The following is a 19,873-nucleotide window of genomic DNA, read 5'->3' as shown; positions in this document are numbered from 1 at the left end:
TATCGTATTAATCTGTCAGCAAAAGAATAACTGTTAAAATAGAGGCAGATATAGCCAGCAGTTGTATCGGGTCCTTGATTAATCCCCCGCTATTTACTTTTAGTTTATTAGGCGTTACCACAATAACATCATTTTGTCTTATTCGAAAATTTGGATTAGACATCCATGCAGCTGTAGTTAAATCGATGTGGTAAACCAAACGCTTTCCGTCTTGTTCTCTAATAAGTTTTACATCTTTTCGAATGGCTGAATACGTTAAATCTTTTGCCAGACCTATTGCATCAAGTAAACTAATAGACTCTTCACTAAAAGATATTACACCAGGAGCATTCACTTCTCCCAAAATGGTAAATTTATTATTGAGAACGCGAACCTGCACTGTAGGATTTACTAAATAGCCTTCATTTACAAGACGCCCTTTTATTTTTATCTCTGCATCTGCCGGTGTTAAACCACCCACTTTAATTTCGTTTAAAATTGGCAGCGTGATATTCCCCTGAGGAGTCACTAAATAGCCTGATAACCTCATCATTTCTACTGATGTTTGTGAAGTCGAAGTCGTATTTATATTAAAAGGCGCCGCTACTAAAGGGTTAAGATCACCAACTTCAACTTTTAAAATATCATTCGGTTGTATTTTACTCGATGTATAATTTAAATTAGAGTTCGCATAGCTATCTAAATCTTGCAAATACAACATTTGCTTTTTGGTTGTACAAGACTGAAGCATCAATAAAAGCAATAAAATAATCGAAAGGAAAATTTTCTTCATTTTAACTGTATAAATATTAATATTTGTGTAATCCAGATTTTAATCAATTAAAATGAAAACTATTTTAGTGCTGAAAATATCCTTATTCAGAATGTTCTCATAAACTAAAAAAGTTTTCATTTCCTGGTTATAATTACTGGTTTTGTTTAAATTATTTATTTGGAAAATCCTTCTGTTAACCCACTTTTTCACTGATGATTAAGACTATCAAAAAACAAAGTAGACAGATTAATTTTGATCTTTTATAAATGCAGCATGTATTGTCTTAGAGCAATCGTTTTTTTAAGAAAAACAGCCATAATTGCTTCTAAACCATGAAACTTATAAATTTTATAGTCTTCATATAAAACTTCAAATGCAGTTTTAAAACTGGTACTCATACCTCCCATTCTCATTCTAACAATATAAGAATTGATATAACTCATCTTAATTTTATATTTGTATAAGTAACGAAGTAAGAATTCAGTATCTGATGCTATTTTAAAGTCAAGGTTATAAGCACCATTATGATCAATTATTGTTTTCTTTAGGTAAACAGTAGGATGCAAAGGCAACCAACCTTCTTTAATTTTTTTGAGACTAAAGACACCTCCTATCCGATCGCGAATCAGGCGTTCTTCCTTATCGTTCGAAACATAAACGCCATCACCATAAACGCCATCAATACTAGAGTCTGCATTAAAACGGGCTGCAATTCTTCCAACGGCCTTTTTATCATAAAATTCATCATCAGAATGCATTAAACCAATCACATCTCCTGTTGCCAATTTGAGCCCTTTGTTTATTGCATCATACATTCCACTATCAGGTTCTGAGACAAATTTGCATATTTTGTCTCCGTAAGATTCAATAATTTCTTTTGTTCCATCTGTAGAATTGCCATCAATGATAATGTATTCAATATCATGATAATTTTGTTCCAATACACTTTTGATAGCTTTTTCGATAGTAGCTTTTCTATTGAAACATACGGTTATAATAGTTATTCTCATCATAATAAATTTTAAGATTAATACTAACTGAATTTTTAGCGTATAAAAACCTAATCCCCCAATAAAAAACTGAGGGAAAAAAAGTAGAAATAAATTGTATTATTGTATAAAAAAGAAGTGCTTATAGTTTTAATAACAACTTATCAAAATAGCTGATCGTAGTAATCAAGCCTTCTCGCAATTGTATTTTAGGCTCCCAGCCATTAAGCTTATTATTTGCCAAAGAAATGTCTGGCTGCCTTTGTTTGGGATCATCTTGTGGTAAATCAAGATGAATAATTTTCGATTTAGAACCTGTCAATTCAATAATTGTCTGGGCCAGCTCGAGCATCGTAAATTCGTTAGGGTTACCTAAATTTACCGGACCCAGAAATGAAGGTTCAGACCCCATCATACGAATCATGCCTTCAACTAAATCGTCAACATATTGAAATGAACGAGTTTGCAAACCATCTCCAAAAATGGTAATATCTTTTCCCTGCAGAGCCTGTACAATAAAATTTGAAACCACTCTCCCATCACCAGGGTTCATATTAGGCCCGTAAGTATTAAATATTCTAATGATTTTAATGGCAACTTTGTTCTGATTGTGATAATCCATAAATAAAGTTTCGGCACAACGCTTTCCTTCGTCATAACAGGAACGAATACCTATTGGATTTACATGCCCCCAATAGCTTTCGGTTTGAGGATGTACCAACGGATCTCCATACACTTCACTAGTACTGGCTTGCAACACTTTAGCATTAACACGTTTGGCTAATCCTAAAACATTGATGGCTCCCATTACAGAAGTTTTAATTGTCTTTATCGGATTATATTGGTAATGAACAGGAGATGCAGGACAAGCCAAATTGTAAATCTCGTCAACCTCAGCATAATAAGACTCTGTTATGTCATGTCTTACCATTTCAAAATAAGGATTATCCAACAGCTCAATTATATTTGATTTAGTTCCCGTAAAGTAATTGTCCAGACAAATCACTTCATTTCCTTCATTCAACAATCTTTTGCACAAATGAGAACCGACAAATCCAGCTCCTCCAGTTATCAATATTCTTTTCATTTTAATTCGATGTTATTTTTGAATGAATCGATTTTAGTTTGAACTTGAAAGAAGTAATGTGACTTAAAACGTGCCAGATAAAATCCTTCCTTACCATCTAAAAAGCCTAATTTCAAAAAGTAAGCGCCCAAAAAATAGACTGCAGGAAGTAATCCTGTATTAATCAGGCTGTATTTAATTTTTTGATTGAAAGATAACAGCGTATTTTTCGTCTGCTTTAACTGCAGATATCTGTGGGCTTCCCAAGTAGAATAAGCATTGTGTTTGGATATGTAATGTTCTAAGTTTTTAAAATCTTTATGAACAACTTTCGATTTAATAACCCCAACCTTACCTTCAATAATTGGATGTTCATGTACCTCCATGTCTAAATGGCTCCACAAATCTTCATCGATTTTTTCATAGGCACCTTTTGATTTCTTAAAAAGGGCCGACTTTTGAAATCCATACCCATATTTAAGTTTCCTTCCCATAAAATAGTTTTCAAAACGTATTGTGAAACCATTATAATAAGGATCGTGGATTTTGATACCGACTTCGTTTACAAATTCATCAGAAACAAATTCATCAGCGTCCAAAAACAAAATCCACTCGTGGCGAAGGTCAGCATTTTGTAATGCCCAATTGCGTTTTTTTGGAAATTTACCATTCCATTGAAATTGCAATACTTCAGCCCCCTTGGTCTTTGCAATAATCGGAGTATCATCAGTGCTGCAGGAATCTACTACGATTATTTGATCAAAACGCTCTAATTTATCCAGGCAAGATGGTAAATTTAAAGCTTCGTTTTTTACAGAAACGATTACAGAAATTGGAATTTTATTCAAAGCTTCTAGGTTTTATAAGTTTGGCAGGATTTCCTCCTACTATTGTATTTTTTTCGACATTTTTAGTCACTAAACTTCCTGCGCCTATAATAGCATTTTCTCCTACTATTATACCAGGCATTATGATGGCTCTTACCCCAATAAAAACATTTCTCTGTATTACTATTTTACTCGTAATTAAATTCATAGCAGGTTCATTAAATGCATGAGTACCAGTACACAGATATACTTCCTGGCCTACTGTGGCGTGCTCAAATATTTCTATAACTCCCAACGTATAAGCATTGGCCCGATCGCCGAGGCATGCGTGATCGTGCAAGATCAGGTTCCATGGAATTTGAATTCTTGCCCTCTGATGTACAAATGGTTTTCCATAAATTTTACATCCGAACAATTTGAGCCAAAATAATCTCCATGAATTAGCAGGTTTTGGAGTCCAGGTACAAAATAATAACCATACATATTCCCATACTATCATTTTAATACGCTGCGATACTGACCATGGTGAATCGTATGGTGAATTTTGAGAATGCTTTTGTTTCATTCCTAATTTTGTTTGATTTTCATAGACTCAAATTCATTTAAGAATTCTGCTGCTAATTTTTCATTGGAATGTGTATCATTTACCATCAAGCCTGCTGTTGCTAAGTCATTGATTAGTTTTGGATTATTTATTAAGTCTTTAAGGTACTGACTCAAAATTTCGACTCTTCTTTCTGCGCGATGATCGAAACACAAACCATTTTTATTATGAATTAAAAAATCTTTGAAACAGTCTAAATTTGAAACTATTGTAGCACATCCCCAACTCATAGCTTCTAACGGTGAAACGCCAAAAGTCTCGCCTTGTTCGGCTATAGAAGGATAGACAAACACAGAGGCTTTTGAATATATTACATTTAATTTATCGATATCGAAAATAGGTTCCAAAAATCTCACGTTGCTATTTTGGGCTAACTGTTTTAGTTTATCCAGATAAGTTTCTCCTCCTCCTCCGGTTTCTGTAGAATAAGGACCTACAATAAGTAATTGCCAATCTTTTGCGTCAAGGGTGACAAAAGATTTTATCAAAATATCTAAACCTTTTTCTGGATGAATTCGGCCTGTATATAAAATTATTTTTTGCTTTTTTGAAAAATCAATAGTAGTTGTGTTTCTGTAAGGCAATGTATTTGGAATCATAACGACCTTATCAAAGTATTCGGTCTTAATTTCATCTTTTATAGCTTTTGCTACAGGGCTGGAATTAGCTCTTAAACGTGCATTTTTTGTATAAAATTTCATTTGTCCTTTTGGCATTCTTGCCACATCTATCATACATTTTTTCTTTTGCTTCAATGATAAAATAATAGGCAGCCAAAAGGTATTCGAAATTATGATATCTGTATTAGTGGCAATTTTTCGAACGGCTTTTAAAGTGTAAAATAAATCCAGAATCTTTAGTACAATACCAGAAGATGGTGCTTTGTAGCCTTTTACTCTGATATGGTCAATTCCATCTTCACTTTCAACATTTGAAAGTCCTTCAAATGATTTTGAGATATAGTTTACTTCGTGTCCCCGATTAGCAAATTCTTTTGCTAAACCGTACCACATTTTTTCAACAGCTCCGCCCATTAATGGGGGCACAGGAAAAAAAGCACCCTGAACTATTGTTATTTTCATCGCTTAGATATTCTTGTATAATTCCAACATTTGTTTACCCATGACCTCTGTGTCGTATTTATTTTTCACTAGTTCCCGACCTTGTCTTCCCATAACTTCTAATAACATTGTTGGTGCATTGAAGGCTTTAACTAATGCATCTTCTAAATTCCTAACCGATAAATCAATCCACCACCCACATTTATATATTTCTAAATCTTCCCACGGTGTACCTTGAGTTGTTATTACCGGAACTCCTACCGCCAAAGCTTCGGCAACTACAATTCCAAAATTTTCGCTATGCGTTGGTAGTACCATTACATCGGCAGATCTCAAGAAGTCCCACTTTTCTTCACCATACTTTGCTCCAACAAAACGCACATTTTCTAAATCCTCAACACTTTGAATTAGACTAGCCATGTAATTTTCCTCGCCTGTGCCTGCAATTTCAAGAGTCCAATCCTCTGTATAACAATTCCTCCACGCTTCCAACAGGATTTCAATACCTTTTTTAGGATGAATCCGGGACATAAATATCATTTTTTTTGTTCCGTAATATTCTTTAATCACTTTTATATCACTTAAATAAATTCCGTTTGGAATAATATGAATAGGATTTTTATAACCCAAAGCTTTAATATTTGCTGCCTCCATCTGAGCAGTTGCATGAAGGCATATTGATTGTTTCAGAGCTCTCTTTTGATATAAAAACAATGCTATCTTTTTTTTGAATGAATTATGAGCCAGAATCCAGGGTTCCAGCATGCCATGTGGAGAGACAATAACTTTTATTCCCTGTTTTTGAGCTACATTTTGAAAACCCCAATTTTGAGGGGTCCAAATTCCGTTAATATGCACAATATCTGGCTTTTCACTTTTAAGAAAACTGTGAAACTCGTTCATCAAGGAAAACCATCGGGATAACTTGCTATTAAAAAACTTTACTGGAATACCTTCAATATTTATAGGATCCTTAGAAATACCTGTAGCAATGCTAAAGGTGGTATCTTTTTTTAATGCTGCGCTCAGCAACCGCATATATTCTGTGGTTCCACCGCCACTTTTATCAATACTAGCTATATAATGAATTATTTTCATGCCTGGATCATTATGTTAGTTATGTTGATAGTTTGAGTATTCAAAAGACAAAACCTTTTTGTCTATTAAAATATTTACAATTCTTTGACAATTCTTTGATTTCTTTAGCAGGATTTCCACCGTATAATCTGTAAGGAACTGTAAACTTTTTATTTAATAAGGCATTTGCTCCAAGGACAGAATTAGCTGGTAAAGACGCGCCGCCTAAAATAGTTGAAGCAGTTCCAACAAAACAATAATCTCCGATAGTTATGGGATGACTGTCCTGAATATTTAATTCGATATTAATAGAATGGGTAAGCAATTGACTTGAATAACCTGCAATTGTAACAAAATTGCCTATCTGAATCATATTAGTGCAATCGATATGATGTTTTTTTGTAATAGCCGAATGTTCTCCAATTATTAAATTTGATTTGCGGTCTGGCTGATGGGAAAAATGTTTCGAATTAGTGTTAGTAGGAAATCCAGTGATCCAATTACCTCTTGCAATACTAGAGTGTTTTCCAATTATCATTAAATGTAAATGTACTGCGACATTAAAGTTTCCAATATTAGAATCCAAATCCATAATAAGCCTTTTAGGATAAATCCATGAAAAACCAATTCTGGCTGATGAATGAATTTCATATTTAAAAAAATGAACCAGAACAAATCGTTTTAAAGGCCAAGGCAATAAAACGGTTATTATTTTTAGTATCATCATGATTAATTTTCTATTAATTCAACATATTGACGAATTGTATTACTGAAATCAAATCGTTTTGCATTTTCATATCCAAGTGTAATGGTAGCGTTTCTAAATTTTATATCATTAAATTTTAAAAACTGATTTGCAAAAGAGCTTGCATCGTTTGGATCAGCATATAATGCAGCATTTCCGCCTACTTCATCCATCATAGGAGCTTTATTGCTTGTAATAACAGGCGATCCACAAGCCTGAGCTTCGATTATTGGCCAGCCGAAACCTTCAGAATAAGAAGGGAAAATCATGGCCTGACATCTGGAATAAAGTGCTATAATTTCCTTATCACTAGGATTCTGTATTTGCAAAATTCTATCGGAAACATTTAATTTTTGAATTAACTCAAGCAGTTGTGCATTTAGTGCTTCTCCGGCCAAAACTAATAATCCATCCCAATTCTTTTGCAATTCATAAATCATATAGATTAATAATTTTCTGTTCTTACGTTCCAGATCAGAACCTACATGCAAAATAATGTCCTTGCCTTTTAGTTGTTGAAACTTATTCAATACTTCCTGAATCTGCTCTTCTGGCAAAGGCACAAACTTTTCAGATAAAGCATTATGAATAATTATCCAATTTTTGTTGCTATCACTTTTTGTATCAATCTCCAATAATTGATTTAATGTAAATTCAGATACTGCTGCCAGTTTTTTAGCTCCTGATAAGGCTTTTAAAATTATCTTTTGCAATACTTTGCCAGATTTTGTGGCATGACAATAAGTATCTCCAAATCCAAGGCCTGCTCTTATTGCTAAAACATCATGACAGGTAATAATTGTTTTCTTTTTAGGTAGAAAATAAAGGTAAAAAGCATTTGAATGATCACAAATATGATAGCTTACTGATCTAAACAAGATAAAATTTATACTTCTCGTAACTAAAAGCTGAATAGGAAATAAAAAAAACTTATCTACATATCCTAACCACTTCATTACGCCTTGCTTATTTAAACTTAATTTTCTGAATATCTCACCAGGACGAATCACTTTAACGTGAAGCTTAGATTTTGTGTATCCTTCTGCCATTAGAACTTCAAAAATTTGCATGCTAAACTGCTTGTCAGGCTTATAATTACCAATTAAAATTATTCTTCCAATCATAAACTATTTTTTTTCGACGAAGTTTCGTCCTTTTTTAAACTAGCCATAACTAAACCCGTCATAATAACGGCATAACCTAAAATACTGGGTTGAGCCCATTGTCCTTGAAATATTGCTATGCAGGCAGCTCCGCAAATAATAAATGGCAGGAGTTTTTCTTCTTTTGGTAATTTAAAAGACTGAAAAGCAATACTAATTGCTAAAACGATACGCAAAACCATAAGTCCCCCTCCAAAAATAATTCCCTGTTCACCACCTATGCGACTAAACTCTGTTTCTCCAACCAGAAAGACAATTTTACCCGTTAACATTTGGGCACCAGCATTTGTACCCATACCTAAATTTCCTGCAAACAATGGCTGATCAAATAGTTCCAAGATAGGTCCGGTGAATTCATTTATCGCCCTTAAAAAAATTGAATCCGTTAAACCTCCGCCAGTTACTTTATTTACGGTATCAACACGATCCATAAATACTTCAGTACCTAAGCTAAATATTGTAGAATATTTTTGTAAAATGAGTATCACTAAATAAAAAGCAATACCACTAATAAGTAATTTAACTAACATTTTACCTGAAGTTACTGACGCGATGATGGCGAATAAGCCTACAATAGCAACAGCTACAACTGCACCACGGCTTATAGTAAGAGGTAAGGCAATAACTAAGGCAATGGTACTGGTATAAAGTAAAATTTTGGAACAATAATCCTTAGACAACCAAAAATAAAAAACGAAGACAGAGACCGCTGTATAGAAAATAGACAAACCTGAAATAAACGAAAATGTTCCTGGTGGCCTACTGTAACCCATTGCTCCGGAAAATCCTGCACTTCCTTCTCCTCCAACGCCAATATTTATAAATGCTGTCTGAGGACTTATAAATTGAAAATAAACAATAGTTGTCATTAAAATGTTCATTACCAGAAGAAATCGCCCGATTTTTAGCACATCTTCTTTTACCAGAACTTCTCCAATTATAAAGATAAGTGGAAAATGAAGCAGCATAATTCTGGCACCATAAATACCTACGAAAAGATTTTCATGCCCAAATGTTAGTGTAATTACTAACCCAAACAAGGTAAATATAGATCCAAAAATAATATATGGATTTATAAATTTCACATTCTCATAGATAGCCCTTCCTATTATAAAAATAGCAACAGGATCACGTACAATCAGTAATGGCGTAGCCAATCCCGGTAAAACCCATTTACGTAAAGCACCTTCAAAAATCCAAAGTAAAAAATATAACCAAATAGCTATTTTTAAAAAGTTATATTTTGGCTCTACTACTTCTTCTATCGTACTATCCATTATTCTGTTTGTTTTAAATCTCTAACGAAGAAAGTGCATCAGCCATTTCCTGTCCATAAACGGACCATGGTCTGGCTTTAGCTTTATTTTGAGCTGCGAGTCCGAATTGTTCCAGTATTTCTGGTTTTTCCAGTATTTTAATAAGAACTTGTTTCAATGCTGATGAAGAACCGGCCGGCACAATCCATCCATCTTCATCATCCCTGATCAGATCCGGTCCTGCTGTACGATCTGTTGTAATGACTGGTACTCCTTGTGACATTGCTTCTGTTATTACCAAACCAAAACCTTCAAAAAGAGAAGGAAAAACAAATACATCATGTTCACTCATACAGGCTAATATCTCTTCATGAGGTAAAGACGGAATCCATGTGTGTTTTTCTAAGGCTTTATTCAGTGCAGCACAATTAGCTACTGCTTTTTGACCTACAATAGTTAACTCCACTTTATTTTGCATTCCTTCAACTGCTTCAAATAAATAAGAGATCCCTTTTCGTTGCGATAGACCGCCGATAAATAAAACTTTAAGCTTTCTATTTCCAAGCGGCTGATACTTTTTCTTTTGCTTCACTTCCGGAAAACCATACGGAATTACTTTTATTTCCGGTAAGTCTCCTGAATACTCTTTTAATGTTTTTTTGGTAAAGCTACTTGCTACAAAGAGCACATCTGCCAATGCTAATTCCTGATCCTTTTTTTGGAGTTTATCTGCTGAGTCATTAAATCCGGTAAGTGTGCCTGACCAATCAGGATTTACGTCAAATTCTTCCTGCAGTAATAACCGGGCACTTTTCCAATAACCAATAGGTAAGTCATAAATACAACAAAGCCCTAATTGTTTTGCTTTTTTAAAGGTAGACAATGCTCCATCTTCATAGGCATAGACTCCTGATAGTCCTCTTTTCTTTGCTTTCTCTAAATTATTTGAAACCCATTTATCATGCTTTTGATAAACTTTGTCAATACAAAAAATACCATTTTCATGTGCAATTAAACTATCTAAATTCAATTTTGAAGTTAACAAACGTCCAAACTCAAAAAAAGAGTTTGATCTTGTGTAGGGTTTCCATGTTTTATCTAAACTTCTTCTTTTTAAATCTTTTAATTTGGGGTTACTGCTTAATTTGTATAATAGCTGCCCCGGGAATATTGCTATCGACGTAAATAATTTAAAAACTAGCTTATTTTGCAATAATCCAATCATCAGATTTTTTGAATTCGCATTTAATGTTGGATGAGAAACCAATAACTTCATGATACGAAAATTGAATTAATAAACTGTGTGGCCATATTTTGCGTATCAGGAACTTCAATATCCATCGGAATTATATTCAAATTATTTTTTTCATATTTAATAATTTGCGGTATAACGTACTGTCCCTTTATTGGTGTCCATTCGCGCGAAACACAAATCGTATTTAGCTGATGCTCTTTGTAGGCCGCATAAACTCCGCTTTTTTCACTTTGGTAATAAGGTGTTGTAGATATTCCAAAATCACTATCACGGAGTACTTGTGATATTACATTTTCAGATTGTACCCCCAAAACCTCATAACCTATTTTATAATTATCCAGTATAGAGATATAACTTGTAAGTTCCGGGCCGTTTTTACCAATAAAAACAAATTTTATTGGCTTTTCAAACTTATTTGAAGTACTCATTAAATCAGCAACAAAATCTTCAAAAGGAGCTCCATTATGAATTGTACCAAATAAAACAAATTGCACAAATTCTATAGATTCTTTTTTTATTCCTGTCAAAGGTATATTACCACAAATTGGTAAAATTTCTGCACTAATATTATGAGATTGCAGAAAGAATTGATATAATTTATTTTGAGTACTTATATAATGTGTTTTAGTATTATGAACTACCTTTTTAGCTATAATTTGTTGTAATCGACCAATACATTTGTGTTTGATAGAAGATTCAACATCGATCCCTAACCATAATTCATGAAACATTATATGCCACTTATGATTTCCTTTTATTCTTTTTAAGTAAGATGGAAGCCAGAACGGCAATCCTTTTGGGTTAAAACTATAAGGGACATATTGCAAAGAAATCCAATCGGGTTCGAAAGTTTTCAAAACACTTTGCAACCAAATTAGGCGTTGATTATTGGGAGTTGAAATAGGTATTCTATGTACCAGTACTTCTGTTTCTTCTGTTATTTGAGTTTCACTGATAAAAGAATTTGCCTGATGGTCGCATATAGATAAAATTTGAGCTTCATGACCAGATTTTATAAGTTTTCCACATAATCGACGAGTATAATCACCTACACCATCATTACCAATTTCGGCTGAGCCGCAAATAAAGAGAATTTCCATATTGTCGTGCGTCTAATAAATAAAACTGTTTAAGAACTTACTGATATTAATAATTATTTATTTTGCTATTTCTCTTAAATCCCATTTTATAGGGTTAATTGATTATCATTATTTTTTATTAGAAAAATATTATATAAACAAAACAAAATGGTTTGCAACAATGAAACTACTCCTAATGCTATATTAAAAAATAAAACTCCTTTTAAGCTCCTTAAATCTAATACGCTTGCAAAAAAAACAATCGAAAACAAATTAATTAAAATTGACACTATTGGAGACATAGCCCAACCTCTTGATGTATATAAGTTAAAAACCACTCCCCCTAGTAAACCAATGCAGCTACTAATTATACTTAATAACAACTCAAATTGCAAACCTTTGTAAGCGTCTCCAAGTACCCATAAAATTGGAGTAGGAAATAAATAAACTATTAAGGCGATAGCATTTACTAAAACAAGCAAGAGCCCCATTATTTGCAAGAAACGGTTAAGCAATAAATATTTATCTGGAATTAATTTAGCAAAGTGAGGAATAATTAATGTTGCAATTATTACATTAAAAATGGACAACATAACACTTACTTTACTTAAAGCACCTAATTGAGCCAAAGAATGTGTATTGCCAAAAATAGAAACCAACCAAATTGTAATTTGTCCTGAAAAACAGTAATAAATAGAGGTTGGAAGTATTCGTTTAACTAGACTTAATATTTCACTTCTCACTTCTTTGTCAGGCTTTTTGTCTTTGTCAGCCATAGTATACACTATTTTTCTTAAACCAACATTTCCCCATATACGAGGAATACCTGCCGTTAATATAGCTACAAAAGCCCAGGGAAAAACAAACATAGTCAAACCTGATAAAAATAATCTGACAACTCCTACTTCGATTTGATTTCGTTGTAATGGTACGATAGTCTGATTCAATTTAGGAATAATTTCTAATAAGGAATCTGATAAAGTAGCATAAAAAGCAGGAATCAGCGCCGTTGCTATAAGTAATGCCATAATCCAGCTAGCACCATTATGCAATAATAGATAAAACAAAATAGGTACTGAGATTAACAAACTTGCAATTGCAAATTTTCTTCTTAAATCTAAACCAGTCGCTAAAACAGTGCCCATTTTTTGCTTATTTTCCCAAACTTTTCCTCCTTGAGCCATGACCCCCGGAACGATACCCCCGTCAGCAAGTACGGCCATCATCCCCAGCATTGTATTAGCTAAGGTATAAAAAGCATATTCCTGAACAGTTAACAAACGGATTATTAAAATCCCTGAACCAAATCCTAAAATCTGTATAATAACTTGAGCACTTCCGGTAATCGAAAGCAATTTTCCCCAGCTTATGACTGTATCATACTTAGGATGTTGTTTGAACTTTATCAGAATATTTTTCAAGGAATGAAAATAAAATGGTTAAAAAATAGTTTTTATATACTCGATTAGCTTACCCTTTTCCAATTCCCTTAATCTGAAAACCAATTGCTTTTAATTTTTCTGCATCCAGAATATTACGCCCATCAAATACAAAAGCAGGCTTATACATTCTGGAATAAATAGTCGCCCAATCATACATTTTAAATTCATCCCATTCAGTTAACACTGCAACTGCATGCGCTTGATCGAGAGCATCCATTGCTGTTTTATAAACGAAAATTTGTTTTATTTTTGATTCAATTTTCTGTTCTGTAAGTCCCTTTAATTCCAGTATATAGCGCATATCGTATTTGATTTTTTCTTCAGAAACTTTTGGATCATAAATGTGAATTTCTGCGCCATCTTCAATGAGATGTTCTGCTACATAAATAGCAGCGGACTCTCTGGTATCGTTGGTGTTTTTTTTAAATGCCCAACCTAAAAAAGTTATTTTCTTTCCACTAACTGTATTAAAAAGCGTGTTGATAATATTCTTTGCAAAACGATATTTCTGATAATCGTTCAGGATAATAATCTGCTCCCAATAATTAGCCACTTCAGGTAAATTAAAATAGCGGCATAAATAGACTAAGTTTAGAATGTCTTTTTGAAAACAAGATCCTCCAAATCCTACTGAAGCTTTAAGAAATTTTGATCCAATTCGGGTATCAGTTCCAATGGCATTGGCAACTTCATCAACATCTGCTTCAGTTACTTCACATAAAGCAGATAACGCATTAATCGAGGAAATTCTTTGTGCTAAAAAAGCATTGGCTGTTAATTTTGATAATTCTGAAGACCATACATTTGTGGTTAAAATTTGTTCTGGTGACAACCAATGCCTGTAAATATCAACCAAAGATTGAATTGCCTGTAGACCACTCTCCGTTTGTTTTCCTCCAATTAAAACCCTGTCGGCATTAAGTAAATCATCAATAGCTGTTCCTTCTGCTAAAAACTCCGGATTTGAAAGTACTTCAAATTTAACACCGTTGCCCGTATGATCTAAAATAGTCTGTAATGTTTCGGCTGTCCGGACTGGAAGAGTTGATTTTTCTACTATTATTTTATCCGTTTTGGCTACTCGGGCAATTTGTCTGGCACAAAGCTCAACAAATTTTAAATCTGCCGCCATTCCTTTGCCTTCTCCATAAGTTTTCGTAGGAGTATTTACTGCTATAAAAATCATATCTGCAGCTTCAATTGCACGCTCTACTTCGGTTGAAAAAAACAAATTGCGACCTCTTGCCTCACGAACTACTTCTGCAAGTCCTGGTTCATAAACAGGTAACTTATCCAGATCCTCCTCATTCCATGCCGAAATGCGAGCTTCGTTTAAATCTACAACAGTTACTTGAATTTCCGGGCATTTTAATGCGATAACAGACATCGTTGGACCACCAACGTAACCGGCACCTAAACAGCAAATATTTTTAATTTTCATTTAATATCTTTTAGGAGGCATAAAAAATTACGTTCTACTACTTTATTATTGGTTTACTCGAAATAATTTAAGATGCTATAACCACATTCCTTTAAATGCTGTTCTTTAGCCATCAACTTTAAATCAGATTCCATCATTTCTTTTACCAATGCAGGTAAATCGTATTGGCATTGCCAACCTAGTTTAGTCCTGGCTTTTGAAGCATCTCCTATTAGTAAATCTACTTCTGTAGGTCTAAAATAATTTGGATCGACTGCTAGTACTTCTGTACCTGCTGCAATCTGATAATCCGGATTGCTACAATATTTCACAAAGCCTTTTTCTTCTACACCTTTACCTTTAAATTCTAATTCAATACCTACTTCGGCAAAACTCATACGAACAAATTCACGAACCGGAGTAGTTGTTCCTGTTGCAATTACCCAATCTTCAGGTTCTTCTGCTTGTAGAATCATCCACATCATTCGCACATAATCTTTGGCATGCCCCCAATCGCGTTTTGCATCCAGATTTCCCAGGTATAATTTTTCTTGTAATCCTAAAGCTATTCTTGAAGTTGCTCTGGTAATTTTACGCGTTACAAAAGTTTCTCCACGAATAGGTGATTCATGATTAAACAAGATTCCGTTACAGGCATACATTCCGTAAGCTTCTCTATAATTTACGGTAATCCAATAGGCATACATTTTTGCCACAGCATAAGGCGAACGTGGATAAAAAGGTGTTTTTTCAGTTTGGGGTACTTCCTGCACCTTCCCATACAACTCTGAAGTCGATGCCTGATAAATTCGTGTCTTTTTTTCCAACCCCAGTAAACGAATCGCATCCAGAAGGCGCAAGGTTCCTAATCCATCTGCATTACCAGTATATTCCGGAGTTTCAAATGAAACTGCTACATGACTCATCGCTGCCAAATTATAAATCTCATCAGGCTGAATTTGCTGAATTAAACGAGTCAAATTGGTACTATCAGTCATATCACCATAATGCAAAATGAAATTCCTGTTTTCTATATAGGGATCTTGATATAAATGATCAATACGATCTGTATTAAACATAGAAGTTCGTCTTTTTAAACCGTGTACGATATAGCCTTTTTCTAGTAAAAATTCACTCAAATAAGCTCCGTCTTGTCCGGTAACACCTGTAATAAAAGCTATTTTTTTTAATGGACTCATAATGTTAAGTATAAGGCACAAGGCATTGTGTTGCAAAGTGCAAATTTTTAAAATCGTAACGATAAAATTTTTGTTGGAGATAAATTAAAAGGACCTACTAATAGATCTTTTCTTTAAAATTTTCAATATTTTCCAAAAACCAATTGTAGGTTTTTTGAATTCCTTGTTCAAGATTAATCTCGTGTTTCCAACCGATCTTATGCATTTTAGAAACATCCAGCAATTTTCTTGGTGTCCCATCCGGTTTGTTATCATCCCAAATAATCTGTCCGGTATGCCCGACGATTTTTTGTATTATAGCAGCTAATTCTTTAATAGTAATATCTTCTCCGCTTCCCACATTGTACAAATGTCCCGGAAGCTCATTTTCTAAAGCAAAAACTACCGCTTCTGCCATATCATCTACAAATAGAAATTCCCGCATTGGTTTACCTGTACCCCAAAGGATAACTGAAGCATTATTATTTTCTTTGCCTTCATGAAATTTACGAATCATCGCCGGCAAAACGTGAGAACTGTCCAAATCAAAATTGTCATGGATACCGTATAAATTTGTTGGCATTAAACTCACAAAATCTTTTTTGAATTGTTTGCGTATAGCCTGGCATAATTTTACACCACTAATTTTTGCTAAAGCATACCACTCGTTTGTAGTTTCTAACGAACCTGTCATCAAATACTCTTCTTTTAAAGGCTGTAATGCTAATTTTGGATAAATACACGAACTACCTAAAAAGATAAACTTGCTTACACCCAACTTATGTGCTTCACCAATAAGGTTATTTTGAATTTGCATGTTTTCCATCAAAAATTGATACGGAAAATCATTATTCGCCATGATCCCTCCTACTTTTGCCGCAGCATCTATAATAACATCAGGTCTTGTTTTTCGAAGAAAGTCCCGAACATCTTCTTGTTCTCTTAAATCCAATTCTTTACTTGAAGCTCCTATAAGATTATGGTAACCTTTTGCTTGTAAGGTTCTCCAAATAGCACTTCCAACCATTCCTTGGTGTCCGGCAATATATATTGCAGCATTTTTGTCAATCATTGTAGGCTCGTTTATAAAAAAATTAAAATGAATTATAATAATGGCGAAGCAATAGATTCTAAATGTTGATAAACTTGTTTTACCTCTTGAGAATTTTCTTTTTGCAAGACCATTAAGGCATCGGTGGTGTAAATTAAAATGCAATTTTTAACACCAATAAAAGTAGTGTGTAATGAAGTTCCTATGGCAATATTTCTGTTTTCGTCAATTGGATGGCCTTTTTGCACCAGATAATCATAAACCGATTCGAACGAACCCAGATCAGACCATTCAAAATGACCAGGGACTACTTTAATGTCTTTACTTCGTTCCATAACTGCATAATCAATACTTATGGAAGGAATATTTAGTGACAATTCATAATTCAGAAAGCCGTCTTTATTTACTTCCCAAACCGCTTTTGAAGCCCAATAAACTTCAGGTTCCTGCTTTTCAAGCTCTTCTAAAAATTTTTCTGCTTTAAAACAAAAAAGTCCACTGTTCCAAAAATAATTTCCATTTTGAAGATAGGCTGTTGCTGTTTCGAAATCTGGCTTTTCATGAAATGCAATTACATTTTCATTCTCAAATTCAATATAACCATAACCCGTTTCCGGTTTAGTAGGTTTTATACCAAACGTAACAAGGTAATCCTGATTAGCCAGTACAATCGCTTTTTGCAAAGCAGCATCATATAACTGATTGCTTTCTATAATATGATCTGATGGTGTAACCAGTAAAATATCTTCTGGCTTTGATGCAAATGCTGCAAATGCAATTGCTGCAGCTGTATTGCGAGGTACAGCTTCTACAATATGAGTAAAAGACTTACTTAATTTTGACATAATGGCATTACTCATTTTGTAATTTTCTATATTTCCAACCACTATCGTTTTATTGGAAATAACCTGATTACGGTTCACTGTTTTTTCAAAAAGTGACTCTCCGTCAAAAAGTTCAAGATATTGCTTAGGAAGTGTTTTTCTGGATAGAGGCCATAATCTGCTGCCAACTCCCCCTGTTAGAATTACATGAGTAAGAGTACTAATTGCCATTACTGTTCATTAAAATTTCTTTCTGATACACTTCATGACGCAAATTGGTACTTGAAAAACGATGGTCTCTTATATTAAAGTACAACTCAATTCCTTTTTCTTCGCAATAACTTCTGCCTGTAAAATCTCTTTCCTTATATTCATCTCCTAAGATACGCACATCAATAGTAAAGGCTTTCAAAATATCTTCTAAGTCCTGTTCAGTCGCATAAGGAACTATTTCATCAACAAACTTACACGCTTTCAATTGTATGTAGCGTTCGACAACAGTTTGAGTTGGTTTATTTTTTGTTGGGCGATCCAAGGTGGGATCGGTCTGTAAACCAACAATTAAATAATCACAATGTAGTTTTGCTTCTTCAAGCATTTTCACGTGCCCTGCATGTAATAAATCAAAAGCACTAAAAGTTATTCCAATTTTCATAAGCTTAATGTTTTTAAGTTAAAAGTAAGTTTGTTAATATGGATTTGTAGTCAAAATACATTATTAACCTTGTTACAGGATTTTAATGCTCCTTTTTTCAGAAATGAAAAGGGGTTCCCCGTGAATAGCTACAATCTAGCTATCCAAAAAAGAAAAATTTATGTCTAAAGAAATTAAAATTATTGTTCCTTATAAGTATAAAAACAATTCAAATTCAGACTTAAGAATTCAGAAATTAAAAATCATTTTTATCGGCTATATCAACAATGTTAATTTATGTTAAAATTATAATACTGATGTAGAATTAAAACTACATTTTCGTTGCTAAATGTCCTTACTAAGGAAAAAATGCTATTAAAAATGTAAATGTTTACCGTGCTTCGAATTAAATTCACAAAGTAATTAATACTTGAAACAGCACGTCTGCTTATTAATAAAAAAGGCTGTAAACCCTTGTGATTGTTTAGATTTTGAAGAATATTTATTTGCAGTGAAAAATTAAAGTTGAGCTATTACTCTTAAAAAAATAACTGAGGTAAATACAAAAGAGTAAATCTCTATTTAAATCATAATGTGTTTTAATACAAAATAATTAGGATTATGAAATGGTACGTCGTATACACTAGACCCAAATGGGAAAAAAGAGCCGCAGAACAATTAACCAGATTTAATGTCAATTGCTATTGCCCTTTGATTAAAAAAATCGTGCAAAGATCTGATAGAAAAATAAAGGTCGAATCACCATTATTTGATCATTATATATTTGTACAATTAGAAGAAAAAGATAGAAATCTGGTTTTTAATTCACCTGGTGTGGTACGGTATTTATTTTGGTTAGGTAAACATGCTATTGTAAAAGACCAGGAAATTGAAACTATAAAAGAATGGCTTAAAAGTGGCGATACTGCCAAAGAAATATCGGTTATGCAGTATCAAATTGGAGATGAAATACATTTGAATTCCGGGCCATTTTGTGATCATAATGCTATTGTAAAGGACATCACAAAAACGCATTATGTTTTAATTCTGGAATCTTTGGGATATGTTTTAAAAGTAAAAAAGTAAATATTAGGTACTAATAGGAAGTAAAAAATTAGAGTTCTTTTTAATAGTGAACTCTATTTTTTTTGTGTGGATAACAAAAAATGTTTTTTGTCTAAAATTAAGTATCCAACTTGAAAATTTCACTTTTTTTGATTCCTAAAATTTTCACTAACTTATCTAACTTTGATAATTTGAGATCAACCATTCCTTTCTCAATACTCTCATACTTTTTCAAACTCATTTCCATTTGAATAGCTATATATTCAGAAGTATGATTATTTTCTATCCGATACTTTTTGATTCTTAAATAGTAATTTTCCATAACTTTATTATTTAATTTACTCTATTTATGTCTCGCTATTAAACTTTTAATTTTACATTTT

The 19,873-nt window shown here is 33.3% G+C and carries 20 protein-coding genes and 1 pseudogene; 2 read left to right on the top strand and 19 right to left on the bottom strand.

Annotation, left to right across the window (positions count from 1 at the left end; all coding sequences use genetic code 11):
* Positions 1–7: 7 nt before the first annotated feature.
* The 18 genes and pseudogenes from IRZ99_RS03675 to IRZ99_RS03590 form a co-directional block, all read right to left on the bottom strand.
* A complete protein-coding gene (locus IRZ99_RS03675) occupies positions 8–772 on the bottom strand; it encodes a polysaccharide biosynthesis/export family protein (RefSeq protein ID WP_194655975.1) in 765 nt (254 codons plus the stop codon).
* Positions 773–1,014: 242 nt separating this feature from the next.
* Positions 1,015–1,767, bottom strand: coding sequence for a glycosyltransferase family 2 protein (locus IRZ99_RS03670; protein ID WP_228519006.1), 753 nt, complete (start codon positions 1,765–1,767; stop codon positions 1,015–1,017).
* Between the two features lie 118 nt (positions 1,768–1,885).
* Positions 1,886–2,830 (bottom strand): UDP-glucuronic acid decarboxylase family protein, encoded by a 945-nt coding sequence (locus tag IRZ99_RS03665; protein WP_194655974.1) that lies wholly within the window; start codon positions 2,828–2,830, stop codon positions 1,886–1,888.
* Positions 2,827–3,657 (bottom strand): glycosyltransferase family 2 protein, encoded by an 831-nt coding sequence (locus IRZ99_RS03660; protein ID WP_194655973.1) that lies wholly within the window; start codon positions 3,655–3,657, stop codon positions 2,827–2,829. The genes IRZ99_RS03665 and IRZ99_RS03660 overlap by 4 nt, the downstream gene beginning before the upstream one ends.
* A 4-nt stretch (positions 3,658–3,661) precedes the next feature.
* Positions 3,662–3,820, bottom strand: a pseudogene (locus IRZ99_RS21285) (DapH/DapD/GlmU-related protein); the annotation flags it as partial.
* Positions 3,821–4,203: 383 nt separating this feature from the next.
* Positions 4,204–5,322 carry a glycosyltransferase family 4 protein gene (locus IRZ99_RS03650; protein ID WP_194655971.1) on the bottom strand — a complete coding sequence of 373 codons (1,119 nt, stop codon included), beginning with the start codon at positions 5,320–5,322 and terminating at the stop codon, positions 4,204–4,206.
* Between the two features lie 3 nt (positions 5,323–5,325).
* Positions 5,326–6,399: a glycosyltransferase gene (locus IRZ99_RS03645; RefSeq protein ID WP_194655970.1), complete on the bottom strand. Its 1,074-nt coding sequence runs from the start codon at positions 6,397–6,399 to the stop codon at positions 5,326–5,328.
* A 40-nt stretch (positions 6,400–6,439) separates the two neighbouring features.
* A complete protein-coding gene (locus IRZ99_RS03640) occupies positions 6,440–7,105 on the bottom strand; it encodes an acyltransferase (protein WP_228519005.1) in 666 nt (221 codons plus the stop codon).
* Positions 7,106–7,107: 2 nt separating this feature from the next.
* A complete protein-coding gene (locus tag IRZ99_RS03635; protein ID WP_194655969.1) occupies positions 7,108–8,247 on the bottom strand; it encodes a glycosyltransferase family 1 protein in 1,140 nt (379 codons plus the stop codon).
* Positions 8,244–9,563, bottom strand: a complete 1,320-nt coding sequence (locus IRZ99_RS03630; RefSeq protein WP_194655968.1) for a hypothetical protein — start codon at positions 9,561–9,563, stop codon at positions 8,244–8,246. Before IRZ99_RS03630 ends, IRZ99_RS03635 begins: the two co-directional genes overlap by 4 nt.
* A gap of 13 nt (positions 9,564–9,576) precedes the next feature.
* Entirely contained in the window at positions 9,577–10,818 is a 1,242-nt protein-coding gene (locus IRZ99_RS03625; protein WP_194655967.1) for a glycosyltransferase family 4 protein, read from the bottom strand.
* Positions 10,815–11,897: a hypothetical protein gene (locus tag IRZ99_RS03620; RefSeq protein WP_194655966.1), complete on the bottom strand. Its 1,083-nt coding sequence runs from the start codon at positions 11,895–11,897 to the stop codon at positions 10,815–10,817. Before IRZ99_RS03620 ends, IRZ99_RS03625 begins: the two co-directional genes overlap by 4 nt.
* 86 nt (positions 11,898–11,983) lie before the next feature.
* Positions 11,984–13,297 (bottom strand): polysaccharide biosynthesis protein, encoded by a 1,314-nt coding sequence (locus IRZ99_RS03615; protein WP_194655965.1) that lies wholly within the window; start codon positions 13,295–13,297, stop codon positions 11,984–11,986.
* 49 nt (positions 13,298–13,346) lie between these two features.
* Complete coding sequence (locus tag IRZ99_RS03610) at positions 13,347–14,759, bottom strand: UDP-glucose 6-dehydrogenase (protein ID WP_194655964.1); 1,413 nt, start codon at positions 14,757–14,759, stop codon at positions 13,347–13,349.
* A 53-nt stretch (positions 14,760–14,812) separates the two neighbouring features.
* A complete protein-coding gene (gene gmd, locus IRZ99_RS03605; protein WP_194655963.1) occupies positions 14,813–15,937 on the bottom strand; it encodes a GDP-mannose 4,6-dehydratase in 1,125 nt (374 codons plus the stop codon).
* Between the two features lie 97 nt (positions 15,938–16,034).
* On the bottom strand, positions 16,035–16,988 hold the full coding sequence (locus tag IRZ99_RS03600; RefSeq protein WP_194655962.1) for a GDP-L-fucose synthase: 954 nt from the start codon (positions 16,986–16,988) through the stop codon (positions 16,035–16,037).
* A 32-nt stretch (positions 16,989–17,020) separates the two neighbouring features.
* Entirely contained in the window at positions 17,021–18,022 is a 1,002-nt protein-coding gene (locus IRZ99_RS03595) for a mannose-1-phosphate guanylyltransferase (protein WP_194655961.1), read from the bottom strand.
* Entirely contained in the window at positions 18,012–18,446 is a 435-nt protein-coding gene (locus IRZ99_RS03590; protein ID WP_194655960.1) for an adenylyltransferase/cytidyltransferase family protein, read from the bottom strand. Before IRZ99_RS03590 ends, IRZ99_RS03595 begins: the two co-directional genes overlap by 11 nt.
* Positions 18,447–18,606: 160 nt before the next feature.
* Between IRZ99_RS03590 and IRZ99_RS21255 the strand changes: the two genes are divergently transcribed.
* Entirely contained in the window at positions 18,607–18,729 is a 123-nt protein-coding gene (locus tag IRZ99_RS21255; RefSeq protein ID WP_255545717.1) for a hypothetical protein, read from the top strand.
* Between the two features lie 317 nt (positions 18,730–19,046).
* A complete protein-coding gene (locus tag IRZ99_RS03585; RefSeq protein WP_194655959.1) occupies positions 19,047–19,511 on the top strand; it encodes a UpxY family transcription antiterminator in 465 nt (154 codons plus the stop codon).
* A gap of 97 nt (positions 19,512–19,608) precedes the next feature.
* On the opposite strand, the gene IRZ99_RS03580 is transcribed toward IRZ99_RS03585, so the two are convergent.
* Entirely contained in the window at positions 19,609–19,812 is a 204-nt protein-coding gene (locus IRZ99_RS03580; protein ID WP_194655958.1) for a helix-turn-helix transcriptional regulator, read from the bottom strand.
* Between the last annotated feature and the right edge of the window lie 61 nt (positions 19,813–19,873).

The sequence above is a fragment of the Flavobacterium sp. LC2016-12 genome, from assembly GCF_015351595.1.
In the GTDB taxonomy this organism is placed as follows: domain Bacteria; phylum Bacteroidota; class Bacteroidia; order Flavobacteriales; family Flavobacteriaceae; genus Flavobacterium.
This window is presented reverse-complemented; position numbering and strand designations above follow the sequence as displayed.